The sequence below is a fragment of the Streptomyces sp. NPDC057694 genome, assembly GCF_042799415.1.
In the GTDB taxonomy this organism is placed as follows: domain Bacteria; phylum Actinomycetota; class Actinomycetes; order Streptomycetales; family Streptomycetaceae; genus Streptomyces.
This window is the reverse complement of record NZ_JBHVIX010000021.1, coordinates 16555-30458: the sequence shown is the minus strand read 5'-3', so window position 1 is coordinate 30458 and position 13904 is coordinate 16555. Positions and strand designations below refer to the sequence as shown.

The window sequence follows — 13904 nt, the reverse complement described above, 5'->3', positions numbered from 1 at the left end:
GGGAAGAGCGTGCCGTAGGCGCTTATTGAGGCGATAACCCGTAGTCGGCAGCGATCACCCCGGTGACGCGAAAAGCCGGTGGCGGCACCCCGTCGGGTGCCGCCACCGGCTCGTTCACGGGCCGACGTGATCAGCCCGCCATGTTGTCCGCGAGGCTGTCCGCCAGGCCGTCCGCCATTTCGTCGGCCAGCTCCTCCGTCAGGGTCGACTCCGTGCTCGGGATGCCGAGGTCCTGGGCCCGCTTGTCCGCCATGGCCAGCAGGCGGCGGATCCGGCCGGCGACGGCGTCCTTGGTGAGCGGCGGATCGGCGAGGGCGCCCAGCTCCTCCAGGGATGCCTGCTTGTGCTCCATGCGCAGACGGCCGGCGGCCGCCAGATGCTCGGGCACCTCGTCGGCGAGGATCTCCAGGGCGCGCCCCACGCGGGCTCCCGCGGCGACCGCGGCGCGGGCCGAGCGGCGCAGGTTCGCGTCGTCGAAGTTCGCCAGGCGGTTGGCGGTCGCGCGGACCTCGCGGCGCATCCGCCGCTCCTCCCACGCGAGCACCGACTCGTGGGCACCCATCCGGGTGAGCAGCGCGCCGATCGCGTCGCCGTCGCGGACGACCACCCGGTCGACGCCGCGCACCTCACGGGCCTTGCTCGCGATCTGGAGTCTGCGCGCGGCCCCGACCAGCGCGAGCGCGGCCTCCGGGCCCGGGCACGTCACCTCCAGGGAGCTGGAGCGCCCCGGCTCGGTGAGCGAGCCGTGCGCCAGGAAGGCGCCCCGCCAGGCCGCCTCCGCGTCGCAGGTGGCCCCCGAGACCACCTGCGGGGGCAGACCGCGGATCGGGCGGCCACGGCCGTCCACGAGCCCCGTCTGGCGGGCCAGCTGGTCGCCGCCCGCGACGACCCGTACGACAAAACGCGAGCCGCGGCGCAGCCCGCCCGGTGCCATCACGATCAGCTCCGAGCTGTGCCCGAAGATCTCGAGAATGTCCCGCTTGAGCCGCCGGGCGGCCATCGCGGTGTCCAGCTCCGCCTCGATCACGATGCGGCCGCTCACCAGGTGAAGGCCGCCCGCGAACCGCAGGATCGCCGAAACCTCGGCCTTCCTGCAGCAGGTCCGGGTGACGGGAAGCCGGGAGATCTCGTCCTTCACCGCTGCCGTCATCGCCATGGGCCGATCCTTCCATGCATCCGAAAAATACGGTCGTACGCGGCGGCCAACAGCTCCGGATCGTGCCTCGGAGTTCCGTCGGGCCTGGCTACCGGCGCCAGCTCGACCGCGGCACCGAATCGCTCCTTGGCGGCATCGATGAGTTCGTCGCGGTCGGGCACGGCGGCCTCGTCGGCCAGCACCACGTCCAGGGCGAGTTTAGGGGCGTGTCGTCCCAAAACCTCCAAATGACGCTGCGGTGAGAACCCATCGGTTTCTCCGGGTTGCGGAGCGAGGTTGAGCGAGAGGACCTTCCGGGCCTTCGTCTCGATGAGCGCGTCGAGCAGCTGGGGCACCAGGAGATGCGGAATCACGGAGGAGAACCAGGAGCCCGGGCCGAGCACCACCCAGTCCGCGTCGAGCACCGCGGCGACCACCTCGGGAACGGCCGGCGGGTCGTGCGGCACCACGTGCACGGACTGGACCTCGCCCAGGGTGAGCGCGACGTTCGCCTGACCCCGAATGGTCCGGATGTCGTCCGGGCGCGTCGGATCGTCTCCCCTGACCTCGGCCTGGAGCTCCAACGGCACCGCCGACATGGGCAGCACGCGCCCGTGCGCGCCCAGGAGCTTGCCGACCAGGTCCAGCGCCTGGACGTGGTCGCCGAGCTGCTCCCACAGGGCGACGATCAGCAGATTGCCGACCGCGTGGCCGTTCATCTCGCCCGGTGACTGGAAGCGGTGCTGGATGACGCGGGCCCAGGTCTGGCCCCAGTCGTCGTCGCCGCACAGGGCCGCGAGGGCCTTGCGCAGGTCGCCGGGCGGCAGCACGCCCAGCTCGTCCCGCAGGCGCCCGCTGGAGCCGCCGTCGTCGGCGACCGTGACGACGGCCGTGAGGTCGCCCGTGATGCGGCGCAGCGCAGCGAGGGACGCCGACAGGCCCATGCCGCCGCCGAGGGCGACGACCTTGGGCGTCGCGCCCCTGCCGGGCGTCGCCGGTGAGCTTCTGCGGCGGATCCTGCTGGTGAGCCGCAGCGTACGTCCTGTCATTCGCGGCCCATGTCCCGGTGGACGACCACGGTCTCCACGCCCTGTGAGGCGAGGCGGGCGGCGAGCTTCTCCGAGGTGGCGACGGAGCGGTGCTTGCCTCCGGTGCAGCCGACGGCGATGGTCACGTACCGCTTGCCCTCGCGGCGGTAGCCGGCCGCGATCAGCTGGAGCAGCTCGGTGTAGCGGTCGAGGAACTCCTTGGCCCCGGGCTGCGAGAAGACGTAGTTCGAGACCTCTTCGTTGAGACCGGTGAAGGGGCGCAGCTCGGGAACCCAGTGCGGATTCGGCAGGAAGCGCATGTCGACGACGAGGTCGGCGTCGACGGGCAGCCCGTACTTGAAGCCGAACGACATGACGGTGGCCCGCAGCTCGGGCTCCTCCTCGCCCGCGAACTGGGCGTCCATCTTGGCGCGCAGTTCGTGCACGTTGAGGCTGGAGGTGTCGATGACGAGGTCGGCGTCGCCGCGCAGCTCGCGCAGGAGTTCGCGCTCGGCGTCGATGCCGTCGACGATGCGGCCGTCGCCCTGCAAGGGGTGCGGGCGGCGCACCGACTCGAAGCGGCGCACCAGAGCGTCGTCGGAGGACTCCAGGAAGACGATGCGCCGGGTGACGTGCTTGGACTCCAGGTCGGCGAGGGAGTCGCGGAGGTTGTCGAAGAAGCGGCGGCCGCGGACGTCGACGACGACCGCGATCCGCGCCACGTTGCCCTGCGAGCGGGCGCCGAGCTCCACCATGGTGGGGATCAGCGCGGGCGGCAGGTTGTCGACGACGAACCAGCCGAGGTCCTCCAGACACTTGGCCGCGGTGGAGCGGCCCGCGCCCGACATACCCGAGATGATCACCAGCTCGGGGATGGCGGAGTCGGGGACACCCGGGGTGTCGTGGGTGGTGCCTGTGCCGGTACTCACTGGTGCTCCATGGTCGGGTTGCTGCCCGGTCGACCGCTCCGGTGGTGCGGAGCTGTGCGCCGTACCACCGGTGTCGCCGGTGTCACTGCTCTCGTGGTCCTGCTCGGTCATGGCTCCTGCCCCCGTCGTTCTTCCGAGGCGCCCACGGGCTCCTCGGTGGTCCGCGCGTGCGTCGCGTGGTCCGTGGTGTGGTCTTCGGGCCGGTCGTCAGGTCGGTCGGCGATCCGGTCGTCGTCTTCCATGATCTCTCCGGTGGCCGTGTTCACCGCGGGCGCCGCCGGTGCCGCCTGGGCGAAGGCAATCACGATGGTCTCAGCGGTCTTGCGGCCTATGCCGGGAACCTCACAGATCTGGTCGATTGTGGCGGACCTCAGCCGCTTCACCGAACCGAAGTGCTTGATGAGGGCCTGCTTACGGGCGTCACCGAGTCCTGGTACGTCGTCCAGCGGGCCCGCCCTGAAGCGCTTGGCCCGCTTGGTGCGCTGGTAGGTGATCGCGAAGCGGTGGGCCTCGTCGCGGACCCGCTGCAGAAGGTAGAGGCCTTCGCTGGTCCGTGGCAGCACCACCGGGTCGTCCTCGTCCGGCACCCAGACCTCTTCGAGGCGCTTGGCGAGGCCGCACACCGCGATGTCGTCGATGCCCAGCTCGTCCAGCGCCCGCTTGGCCGCCGCGACCTGCGGCTGGCCACCGTCCACCACGACGAGCTGGGGCGGATAGGCGAACTTCTTGGGCCGTCCGTCGTCCTCGGTGAGGCGCATCTCCTGCTCGGTCTCGTCGTCCAGCTCGGCGTCGGACCAGTCGGCCGACTTCTCCTGGGCGGCGAGATAGCGCTTGAAGCGGCGCGTGATCACCTCGTGCATGGAGCGGACGTCGTCCTGCCCCTCGAAGCCCTTGATCTGGAAGCGCCGGTACTCGCTCTTGCGGGCGAGACCGTCTTCGAAGACCACCATGGAGGCGACGACGTCGTCGCCCTGGAGGTGGGAGATGTCGTAGCACTCGATGCGCAGCGGGGCGCTGCCCAGGTCGAGGGCCTCGGCGATCTCCTCCAGGGCGCGGGAGCGGGTGGTCAGGTCGGAGGCGCGCCTGGTCTTGTGCAGGACCAGCGCCTGCTGCGCGTTCCTGTGGACCGTCTCCATGAGCGCCTTCTTGTCGCCGCGCTGCGGAATGCGCAGCGAGACGATCGATCCGCGGCGCTCGGTCAGCCAGGCCTGGATCGGCTCGACGGGCTCGGGCAGCGCCGGGACGAGGACCTCCTTGGGGACTGCGTCGCCGCTCTCCTCCCCGTAGAGCTGCTGGAGCGCGTGCTCGACCAGGTCACCGCTGGTGACGGCCTCGACCTTGTCGGTGACCCAGCCGCGCTGGCCGCGGACGCGTCCGCCGCGTACGTGGAAGATCTGGACCGCCGCTTCCAGCTCGTCCTCCGCGAGGGCGATGAGGTCGGCGTCGGTGGCGTCGGCGAGCACGACCGCGCTCTTCTCCATGGCCTTCTTCAGGGCCTCGATGTCGTCGCGCAGACGGCCCGCCCGCTCGTACTCCATGTCCTCCGCGGCCGCCTGCATCTCCTTCTCCAGGCGGCGGATGTACGTCCCCGTACGCCCGGCCATGAAGTCGCAGAACTCGTCGGCCAGTTCGTGGTGCTCGTCCGGGGTGACGCGGTCCACGCAGGGCGCCGAGCATTTGCCGATGTAGCCGAGGAGGCAGGGGCGGCCGGTCCTGGCCGCGTTCTTGAACACTCCGGCGGAGCAGGTGCGCACCGGGAAGACCCGCAGCAGGAGGTCGACGGTGTCGCGGATCGCCCAGGCGTGCGTGTACGGGCCGAAGTAGCGCACGCCCTTCTTCTTCTGACCGCGCATGACCTGGACGCGGGGAAATTCCTCGTTCATGGTCACCGCGAGGTACGGATAGCTCTTGTCGTCGCGGTACTTGACGTTGAACCGGGGGTCGTACTCCTTGATCCAGGAGTACTCCAGCTGGAGCGCCTCGACCTCCGTGGACACCACGGTCCACTCCACGGACGCGGCCGTGGTGACCATCGTGCGGGTGCGCGGGTGCAGGTTCGCCAGGTCCTGGAAGTAGTTCGCCAGACGCTGACGGAGGCTCTTCGCCTTTCCGACGTAGATCACCCGGCGGTGTTCGTCGCGGAACCTGTACACCCCTGGGGAGTCGGGAATCTGTCCCGGCTTGGGGCGGTAGCTGGAGGGGTCGGCCATGTCAGACACCCTACTTCCGGGGTGTGACAGTTCGGGGCGTCCGGCGCCGGACCGGCCGGGCACTCCCGCCAGGTCAGCCCGTCCGGTGGGCACGCCGGCCCGGTGCGGGCGACATCGCTCGGAGCCCCGTGGCCCGAGAGTCCTCGGCGCACCGATACCCGCAAGGCCGAAATCGGTGCTGCGGAACCGGTTGTGCGCGCAGTTCCGGCCGAACCAGGCAGCCGTGCCGGTACCGCGCACACCCCGGCACCAGCGACTTCTGCCGGGCCCGCACGGCGACGCTCGGGCGCGTCGCCGCGGAGGCGGGTCGAGATGCCCTTCGCCGCCACGGTCGTGGACCCTGTGACATCCACCGTCCCCGCAGTCACCCGCAGGGTGCGTAAGCAGGCGTGTACTGCGCGTGACGCCCGCGCGGGAGGCGAACGGGAGGGGCGGCTTGTCGCGGTCCGCCCAACCGGGGTGAAGGGAAAAAGAACGCGTCCGGTCGCGCTGACGAAGATCGGCCCTTGTCGGAGGCAGGTCAACACGCTTCAATTCCGGGTGACTTCGGGCGGTGAACGACGTCGTACGGATGTGAGCGATCTCTGTACGTCGACCAGCCGCCCCCACTCCGACCGGCGCGAACGCCCGGATACGGCGATGTGGATGCTCACATTCCGCAGGCGGTGCGCGGAGAAGCGGGAGACCCCGATGCGACTGGGCGAACGGCACACGGACGTGAAACGAACACCGGCACTGGAGGCAGCCCTACGGACCGGCCCGTTCCACGTCGCGCTCCGGGCGGCGATCGCCGCGCGAAAGCTGCCGCTGCACCGGGTGCAGCATCACCTGTCCCGCCAGGGCATCAAGGTCGGCGTGACCAGCCTGAGTTACTGGCAGCAGGGCGCGCGAAGACCACAACGCGACGAGTCGATGCGGGCGGTGCGCGCTCTGGAGGAGATCCTCCAACTGCCCGACGAGTCGCTGATCCGGCTGCTGGGCCGAAGCGAGAAGGCGGTCGCCGAGCGGCGGCCTCCGACCCGCTCGGCCCGACCGCTGATCTCGGCCCCCGGGGTGCTCCACCGGCTGCTGACGGAGCTGGGCTCACCGCTGGACGCGGGCCTGCACACCGTCGGGCACTTCGAACGGGTCCGGATCGGGGCCCGCAGGGAACTGCTCGCCAGAGACTCGCAGCACATCGTGCGGGCCCATCGCGACGGGGTGGACCGCTTTGTGGCCATCCACCATGGAGACCCGGGTTGCTCCCCCAGGGATGTGGCGGTGCAGGCCACGGACAACTGTCGTACGGGGCGCGTGTGCTGGGACACCAGGACCGGCGTGCTGGTGGCGGAACTGCTCTTCGACACGCGATTACGGGCCGGTGACACGCATGTGTTCCGCTACGGGTTCGAGGACGGCACGGCGGGCGCTTCGAACGAATACGTCCGGAGGTTCAGCTGTGCCGGCGGGCAGTACGCGCTCCAGGTGCGGTTCGCCGACGACACGCTGCCCGTGCGCTGCCACCAGTTCGCCCAGCCGTCGACGGCGACCCCGCGCGTCGGCCGCCAGGAGCTGGCGCTCAGCGGCCGGCACCGGTCGGTGCACGTGGTCGAGCAGCAGGTCCGGGCCGGGCTGTTGGGGATCGGCTGGGATTGGGACTAGTGGGCGGGAGACAGGTGGGGCCGGGAGAGCGGGCCCGGAGTGGTGGGACCTGGAGTGGTGGGGTCGGGGCAGAGTTTCCCGGCGCCGACCACTGCTGCCGACTACTGCTGCGGACTACGGCTTGGGACCTGCGACGATCTTGCCGCCCTCGACCTTCACCGACAGCTCCTCCAGCGGCTGCGTCGCCGGGGACTGCAGCACCTTCCCGGTCGTGGCGTCGAACTTGCTGCCATGGCAGTTGCAGGTCAGCTCGGTGCCCTTCAGCATGCCGATCGGGCAGCCCGCGTGAGTGCAGATCGTGCTGAACGCCCTGTAGTCGCCGCCCTTGGCACGGCTGACGACGACATGCTCGTCCTTGTAGAGCCTCGCGCCGCCTTCGGGCACCTCGTCGGCCTTGCCCAGGTCGACGGGCGCGGTGGGCGCTGCGGCCGCACCCGAGTCGGCCCCTGCGGAGCACGCGGTCAGGCCGATCCCGGCCGTTCCCGCCACGGCGACCCCGCGCAGCGCGGTGCGGCGAGAGATGCGGGAAGGGGTTGTGCCGGGCATCGGGGCTCCACGGGTGTCGCTGGGCGGAGGAACAGCCGGGCGACGGGCCGAGAACCGACCGGCCCTGAGGCTGACCAGGGGTGACAGATCAGACGATACCGGCGGGGAAACAGGCCCTTCGCGGGGCCCCTGCGGAGAGATGTGGCAGCACCGCCCGATCCGGCCTTCGATGTGCCCGCTTCGGCTGTGACCGTGCCCGGGTCGGGGACAGCTGGTGCCTCGCGAGCCCCTGACGCTCTAGCCTGCCGTCGGGCGGTGCCTCGCGTGTGGCGGTGCCGTCCTGGGAAGGGGCATCGTGCCTGTGGCGACACCGGTCGCCGCACGTGGTGTGCCTCGTGTGCGGGTGTGCGTGGTGTGCGCGGCGCAGGCCGTGACGGCACCGCTGCCCGATGCCCTTCGGGGCGTCGCCCGGCACGCCGCAGCCCGCCCAGCCTGAACCGTCCCGTCCGCCGCCCGAAAGGACCCGCTGTGATCGTCGTCGCCGGAGAGGCCCTGATCGACCTCGTCCCACTGAGGTCGAGCCCCGACGACGGCGCGGACCGGCGGTCAGCCGGGCTGCCCCCGCTCGCACCGCGGCTCGGCGGCGGACCGTACAACACGGCGGTGGCGCTCGGGCGGCTCGGCTCCCCCGTCGCCTTCTGCTCACGCCTGTCGCGGGACGGCTTCGGCGAGGCCCTGTTGACCGGCCTGCGCTCGGCCGGGGTGGACGTCTCCCCCGTGCAACGGGGCGACGAGCCGACGACGCTGGCGGTCACGTCCATCGGGCCCGACGGCTCGGCCGGCTACTCCTTCTACGCGGAGGGCACTGCCGACCGGCTCTTCTCGGTGCCGGATCTGCTTCCGGCGGGTACGCGCGCGGTGTCGTTCGGCACCTGCTCGCTGGTCCTGGAACCGGGGGCCAGCGCCTATGAGGAGCTGATGCGATCGGCCGCCGCCCAAGGGCTGTTCACCGCGCTCGACCCGAACATCCGGGCCGGGCTGATCCCCGACGCGGACGCCTACCGGGTCCGCTTCAAGAACTGGCTGCCCTCGACCACGCTCCTCAAGCTCTCCGAGGAGGACGCGCAGTGGCTGGGTGGCACACCGCGGGAGTGGCTGTCCAGCGGGCCCGCCGCCGTGGTGCTCACACGCGGCGGGGACGGCCTGACCGTCTTCACACGGGACGGCGGCGAGTACGCCGTCCCGGGCGAACGGGTCGAGGTCGTGGATACCATCGGCGCCGGTGACACCGTCAACGCGGCGCTGCTGCACGGCCTTTCACAGCGGGAAGCCCTCTCCCCCAGCGCCGTCGAAGGCTTGAACGGCGACGGCTGGACACGCCTGCTCCGATTCGCTGCCCGCGCGGCGGCGATCACCTGCTCTCGCGCGGGCGCGGAACCGCCGTACGGATCCGAGGTCGGCGAGGTGTAGAACAGCGCGGACGCCGCTGCCTGCTCAGGCCCCCGCCGAACTCATCCGTTGACCGCGCGCAGCGCCCCCGGCGTGCGGCCGTTGAGCCGGTCCAGAGCTGCCGACGTAGCCTCGTCGGCCGGCAGGTGGATCACGATCGTCTGCGCGTCGGCGTCCGGCAGTGACAGGGTCTCGTACGCGAGGCGCATCGAGCCCACGTCGGGGTGGGCCACCAGGTCGTGCCCGGCGCGTCGGACCGGTGTGGGCGCCGCCGCCATCCGGTCGGCGAAGGGCGCCCCCGCGGTGACCGTCAGCTCGTCGACAAGGGCCACGACGTGGGGGTCCACGAGCGGTGCGCCCTGCCGAAACCGCGCCACTTGATCGTCGGCCACGTGGTCCCAGTCGGGGTAGACGGCACGTGCCCGCTCGTCGGTGAACAAGTACCGGACGACGTTGGGCCTTTCGCCGTCGAGGATGCCGAGCGGCCCGGCGAAGCGGGCGTAGCCGTCGGTGTGGGCCAGGATGTCGCCGACCCAGTTCACCAGGACCGCCGGGGTCGGCTCGAGGCGGCGCAGAAGCTCGCGGACAGAGGGCCGCACCACCTGTGACGGTGCGGCGGCCCCGGAGCAGAACACGGCGTCCGCCCCGCTCGACTTGGCGAGCCGGCGCAGCAACAGCCGCTCGTCCATCGCCAGCCGCAGGGCATCGGCGAGCGATCCGAGGACCGACGGTGACGGGTTGCGGTCACGCCCCTGTTCGAGCCGGGTCAGATATTCGACGCTCACACCGGCCAGCGTGGCCAGCTCGGAGCGGCGCAGGCCCGGCGTGCGGCGGCGCGGCCCGACCGGCAGCCCCACCTCGGCAGGAGTGACTGCTTCCCGGCGCGTACGCAGGAACGTACCCAACTCGTTGTCACTCACCCGACGAACGTACCAACGCGGGCGTCCACGCATCGTGGCCCTGTCACTACCACCCTTGGCTCGGTCTTCCTGGCGCTCGGCACGCGCAACAGAGTGGACGCATGGCTGACAACGACTCCGCGACCACCACATCCGCTTCCGCGACCGCGACTTCCACCGCCGCGCTGCCTCTTGCCCCCGGCGACTGGACCTTGGACCCCCTGCACTCGGCGGTGAACTTCACGATCCGGCATCTGGGGATCGCGAAGGTACGCGGCCGCTTCGCCCAGGTGGAGGCCGGGCTGTACATCGGCGAGACGCCGGCCGACGTGCGGGTGTCGGCCACCATCTCGCTCGCTTCGATCGACACGGGCAATGCCGATCGTGACGCCCACACCCGCTCGGCCGATCTTCTGGATGTGGAGCGGCGTCCGACCATGACCTTCCGCTCGACCGGGGTGAGCGGATCGGAGGAGGACTGGTCTCTGGACGGCGAGTTGACCATCGGTGACGTGACTCGGCCGCTGACCCTCGACGTGGAGTTCGGCGGCGTCGTCGAGGTGCCGATGGACGGGAGTCGGCACGCCGGATTCGAGGCGACGGGAGAGATCCGGCGCAGCGACTTCGGGCTCGAATTCGGCGGTGCCCTGCTCAGTGATGTTGTCAAGGTGCAACTGGACATGCAGTTCGTGGAGCCTCGTGAACCGCAGGACCAGGCTGGCTGACTGTTGAACGTGCGGCGCCCCGTGGGGAGTTCCCACGGGGCGCCGAATTTTTCACGGAGCGTGACCAGATATCGGCCAAGCGTTCACAGAGAGCGACCCTGCCCGTCTCGTCGGACCTGGCAGGGCCACTCCAACGCGTCAGGCCTTGCGGGCCCGGCCGGTCGTCTTCTTCGCTGCGGTCTTCTTGGCCGTCGACTTGACCGACGCCGCCTTCTTCGCCGTCGAAGTGGCCTTCGCCGTGGACGGCTTGGCGGCCGGCTTGGTCGCGGCGGCCTTGGCCGTGGCGGCCTTCTTCGCCGGAGCCTTGCCCGCCGCAACCGTCTTCTTCGCCGCGGTCTTGCGGGCGCGCGGCGCGGGTACCGGGGCATCGCTGACCCGGTCGGCGCCGAGGATGTCGCGCAGGAACTTGCCGGTGTGGCTGGCAGGCTCTGCCGCGACCTCCTCCGGGGTGCCCTCGGCGACGACGATGCCGCCGCCGTTGCCCCCCTCGGGGCCCATGTCGACGACCCAGTCCGCCGTCTTGATGACGTCGAGATTGTGCTCGATGACGATGACCGAGTTGCCCTTGTCGACGAGACCCGAGAGCACCGTGATCAGCTTGCTGATGTCCTCGAAGTGCAGACCCGTGGTCGGCTCGTCGAGCACGTAGACGGTGCGGCCCGTGGACCGCTTCTGCAGCTCGCTGGCGAGCTTCACGCGCTGCGCCTCGCCGCCGGACAGGGTGGGCGCGGACTGGCCGAGCCGGACGTAGCCGAGCCCCACGTCGTTCAGCGTCTTGAGGTGGCGGGCGATCCCGGGAACGGCCTCGAAGAAGCCCAGCGCCTCCTCGATCGGCATGTCCAGGACCTCGGCGATGGACTTGCCCTTGTAGTGGACGTCCAGGGTCTCCCGGTTGTACCGCGCACCGTGGCAGACCTCGCAGGGGACGTACACGTCCGGCAGGAAGTTCATCTCGATCTTGATCGTGCCGTCGCCCGAGCAGTTCTCGCAGCGGCCGCCCTTGACGTTGAAGGAGAAGCGCCCAGGCAGATAGCCGCGGACCTTCGCCTCGGTCGTCTCGGCGAACAGCTTGCGGACGTGGTCGAAGACTCCGGTGTACGTCGCCGGGTTCGACCGGGGCGTGCGGCCGATCGGCGACTGGTCGACGTGCACGACCTTGTCGACGAGGTCGTCGCCCTCCACGCGCGTGTGCCGGCCGGGGACCGTGCGTGCCCCGTTCAGCTCGCGTGCGAGGTGCGTGTACAGGATGTCGTTGACCAGCGTCGACTTGCCGGAGCCGGAGACGCCGGTGACTGCCGTGAGGACGCCCAGCGGGAAGGACACGTCGATGTCCCGCAGGTTGTTCTCCTTGGCGCCGTGCACCGTGAGACGGCGGGCCGGGTCCACCGGGCGCCGGACGTCCGGGATCGGGATGGCCCTCTTGCCCGCCAGGTACTGGCCGGTCATCGACTCGGCGTTCTTCAGCAGCTCCTTCAACGGGCCGCTGTGCACGACCTTGCCGCCGTGCTCGCCCGCGCCGGGGCCGATGTCGACGATCCAGTCGGCGACCTTGATGGTGTCCTCGTCGTGCTCGACCACGATGAGCGTGTTGCCCATGTCACGCAGGCGGACCAGCGTCTCGATGAGGCGGTGGTTGTCGCGCTGGTGGAGGCCGATGGACGGCTCGTCCAGGACGTACAGGACACCGACGAGACCGGAGCCGATCTGCGTGGCGAGGCGGATGCGCTGGGCCTCGCCACCGGAGAGGGTGCCCGCCGCGCGGTTCAGCGACAGATAGTCGAGGCCCACATCCACGAGGAACCGCAGCCGCTCGTTGACCTCCTTCAGCACACGCTCGGCGATCTTCTTGTCGCGCGCGTTCAGCGTGAGCTTCCGCAGGAAGTCGGCGCAGTCGCTGATGGACATCGCCGAGACCTCGGCGATCGACTTGTCCATGACCGTGACGGCCAGCACGATCGGCTTGAGGCGCGTGCCCTCACAGGTGGGGCAGGGCACCTCGCGCATGTAGCCCTCGAAGCGCTCGCGGCTCGCGTCCGACTCGGCCTCGCTGTGGCGTCGCTTGACGAACGGGACGGCGCCCTCGAAGGGGGTCGTGTAGACGCGCTCGCGCCCGTACCGATTGCGGTAGCGGACCTCGATCTGCGTCTTGTGGCCGTAGATCAGCGCCTTCTTCGCGCGCTGCGGCAGTCCGGCGAACGGGATGTCCGTACGGAAGCCGAGGGCGTCGGCGAGCGCTCCGATGAGGCGGCCGAAGTAGTCCTTGGTGTGGCCGTGCGACCACGGGTGGATGGCTCCCTCGTCGAGCGACTTGTCCTCGTCGGGAACGATCAGGTCGGGGTCGACCTCCATGCGCGTACCGATGCCCGAGCAGTCGGGGCAGGCGCCGAAGGGCGAGTTGAAGGAGAAAGAGCGCGGCTCCAGCTCTTCGAAGGACAGGTCGTCGTGCGGGCAGTACAGGTGCTCCGAGTACATGCGCTCGCGCTCCGGGTCGTCCTCGGGGAGGTCGACGAAGTCGAGCACGACCATGCCGCCGGACAGGCCGAGCGCGGTCTCCACGGAGTCGGTCAGGCGGCGCTTGGCGGAGTCCTTCACCGTGAGGCGGTCGACGACCACCTCGATGGTGTGCTTCTCCTGCTTCTTCAGCGTGGGCGGCTCGGAGAGCTGGATCGTCTCGCCGTCCACGCGCGCGCGGGAGTAGCCCTTGGTCTGCAGGTCGCTGAAGAGGTCGACGAACTCGCCCTTGCGCTCGCGCACCAGCGGCGACAGGACCTGGAAGCGGCTGCCCTCGGGCAGCTCCAGGACCTTGTCGACGATGGCCTGCGGCGACTGGCGCGCGATGGGGCGACCGCACTCGGGGCAGTGCGGCTTGCCGATGCGCGCGAAGAGCAGACGCAGGTAGTCGTAGACCTCGGTGATGGTGCCGACCGTGGAGCGCGGGTTGCGCGACGTCGACTTCTGGTCGATCGAGACGGCCGGTGACAGGCCCTCGATGAAGTCGACGTCCGGCTTGTCCATCTGGCCGAGGAACTGGCGGGCGTACGAGGACAGCGACTCGACGTACCGGCGCTGGCCCTCGGCGAAGATCGTGTCGAACGCGAGCGAGGACTTGCCGGAGCCGGACAGACCGGTGAAGACGATGAGGGAGTCGCGCGGGAGGTCGAGCGAGACATTCCGGAGATTGTGCTCGCGCGCGCCACGCACGATGAGACGGTCGGCCACGCCGGTCCGCACCTTTCTAGAGAGAAGCGACAGGGGCGAAAGCCCCCGTCTCCCGAGGTCTGACTCTCGAAGACAGCCCCGAGAGATCCCCGGAGAAGTCGCGAGAAGGCTGTCCCTCGAAGAGTAGAGGGAGCCACTGACAACGCCGGTTGGTTTCCCTGCTTGCTAACAAACCAGGACCTT

Annotated in this window: 10 protein-coding genes; 3 read left to right on the top strand and 7 right to left on the bottom strand. The window is 70.3% G+C overall.

The genetic code is table 11. The annotated features are described in order from the left end of the window. Positions 1 to 130: 130 nt before the first annotated feature. The 4 genes from whiA to uvrC are packed head-to-tail and all read right to left on the bottom strand — an operon-like array spanning position 131 to position 5302. Positions 131 to 1156, bottom strand: a complete 1026-nt coding sequence (gene whiA / locus ACFVDP_RS32955; protein WP_383497803.1) for a DNA-binding protein WhiA — start codon at positions 1154 to 1156, stop codon at positions 131 to 133. Continuing rightward, positions 1147 to 2184 carry a uridine diphosphate-N-acetylglucosamine-binding protein YvcK gene (gene yvcK, locus ACFVDP_RS32950; protein ID WP_383497801.1) on the bottom strand — a complete coding sequence of 346 codons (1038 nt, stop codon included), beginning with the start codon at positions 2182 to 2184 and terminating at the stop codon, positions 1147 to 1149. The genes whiA and yvcK overlap by 10 nt, the downstream gene beginning before the upstream one ends. Then, positions 2181 to 3203, bottom strand: a complete 1023-nt coding sequence (gene rapZ / locus ACFVDP_RS32945; protein WP_383497799.1) for an RNase adapter RapZ — start codon at positions 3201 to 3203, stop codon at positions 2181 to 2183. The genes yvcK and rapZ overlap by 4 nt, the downstream gene beginning before the upstream one ends. Then, on the bottom strand, positions 3200 to 5302 hold the full coding sequence (gene uvrC, locus ACFVDP_RS32940; protein WP_383497797.1) for an excinuclease ABC subunit UvrC: 2103 nt from the start codon (positions 5300 to 5302) through the stop codon (positions 3200 to 3202). Before uvrC ends, rapZ begins: the two co-directional genes overlap by 4 nt. A 690-nt stretch (positions 5303 to 5992) precedes the next feature. Between uvrC and ACFVDP_RS32935 the strand changes: the two genes are divergently transcribed. Next, on the top strand, positions 5993 to 6943 hold the full coding sequence (locus ACFVDP_RS32935; protein WP_383497795.1) for a hypothetical protein: 951 nt from the start codon (positions 5993 to 5995) through the stop codon (positions 6941 to 6943). 114 nt (positions 6944 to 7057) lie between these two features. Here the strand turns inward: ACFVDP_RS32935 and ACFVDP_RS32930 are convergent, their stop codons facing one another. After that, on the bottom strand, positions 7058 to 7489 hold the full coding sequence (locus ACFVDP_RS32930; RefSeq protein ID WP_383497793.1) for a Rieske 2Fe-2S domain-containing protein: 432 nt from the start codon (positions 7487 to 7489) through the stop codon (positions 7058 to 7060). Positions 7490 to 7957: 468 nt separating this feature from the next. Between ACFVDP_RS32930 and ACFVDP_RS32925 the strand changes: the two genes are divergently transcribed. Continuing rightward, complete coding sequence (locus ACFVDP_RS32925; RefSeq protein WP_383497791.1) at positions 7958 to 8899, top strand: carbohydrate kinase; 942 nt, start codon at positions 7958 to 7960, stop codon at positions 8897 to 8899. Positions 8900 to 8940: 41 nt separating this feature from the next. Here the strand turns inward: ACFVDP_RS32925 and ACFVDP_RS32920 are convergent, their stop codons facing one another. Continuing rightward, on the bottom strand, positions 8941 to 9798 hold the full coding sequence (locus ACFVDP_RS32920; RefSeq protein WP_383497789.1) for a helix-turn-helix domain-containing protein: 858 nt from the start codon (positions 9796 to 9798) through the stop codon (positions 8941 to 8943). Positions 9799 to 9899: 101 nt separating this feature from the next. On the opposite strand from ACFVDP_RS32920, the gene ACFVDP_RS32915 reads away from it, so the two are divergent. Beyond that, a complete protein-coding gene (locus ACFVDP_RS32915) occupies positions 9900 to 10502 on the top strand; it encodes a YceI family protein (RefSeq protein WP_383497786.1) in 603 nt (200 codons plus the stop codon). A 138-nt stretch (positions 10503 to 10640) separates the two neighbouring features. Here the strand turns inward: ACFVDP_RS32915 and uvrA are convergent, their stop codons facing one another. Then, entirely contained in the window at positions 10641 to 13721 is a 3081-nt protein-coding gene (gene uvrA, locus ACFVDP_RS32910) for an excinuclease ABC subunit UvrA (RefSeq protein ID WP_383497784.1), read from the bottom strand. Between the last annotated feature and the right edge of the window lie 183 nt (positions 13722 to 13904).

Excerpts from the sequence above, each read along its gene's own strand:
- ACFVDP_RS32935 (WP_383497795.1), top strand. The coding sequence starts at position 5,993 with ATGCGACTGGGCGAACGGCACACGGACGTGAAACGAACACCGGCACTG.
- ACFVDP_RS32930 (WP_383497793.1), bottom strand. The coding sequence starts at position 7,489 with ATGCCCGGCACAACCCCTTCCCGCATCTCTCGCCGCACCGCGCTGCGC.
- rapZ (WP_383497799.1), bottom strand. The coding sequence starts at position 3,203 with ATGACCGAGCAGGACCACGAGAGCAGTGACACCGGCGACACCGGTGGT.
- whiA (WP_383497803.1), bottom strand. The coding sequence starts at position 1,156 with ATGGCGATGACGGCAGCGGTGAAGGACGAGATCTCCCGGCTTCCCGTC.
- yvcK (WP_383497801.1), bottom strand. The coding sequence starts at position 2,184 with ATGACAGGACGTACGCTGCGGCTCACCAGCAGGATCCGCCGCAGAAGC.
- uvrC (WP_383497797.1), bottom strand. The coding sequence starts at position 5,302 with ATGGCCGACCCCTCCAGCTACCGCCCCAAGCCGGGACAGATTCCCGAC.
- ACFVDP_RS32915 (WP_383497786.1), top strand. The coding sequence starts at position 9,900 with ATGGCTGACAACGACTCCGCGACCACCACATCCGCTTCCGCGACCGCG.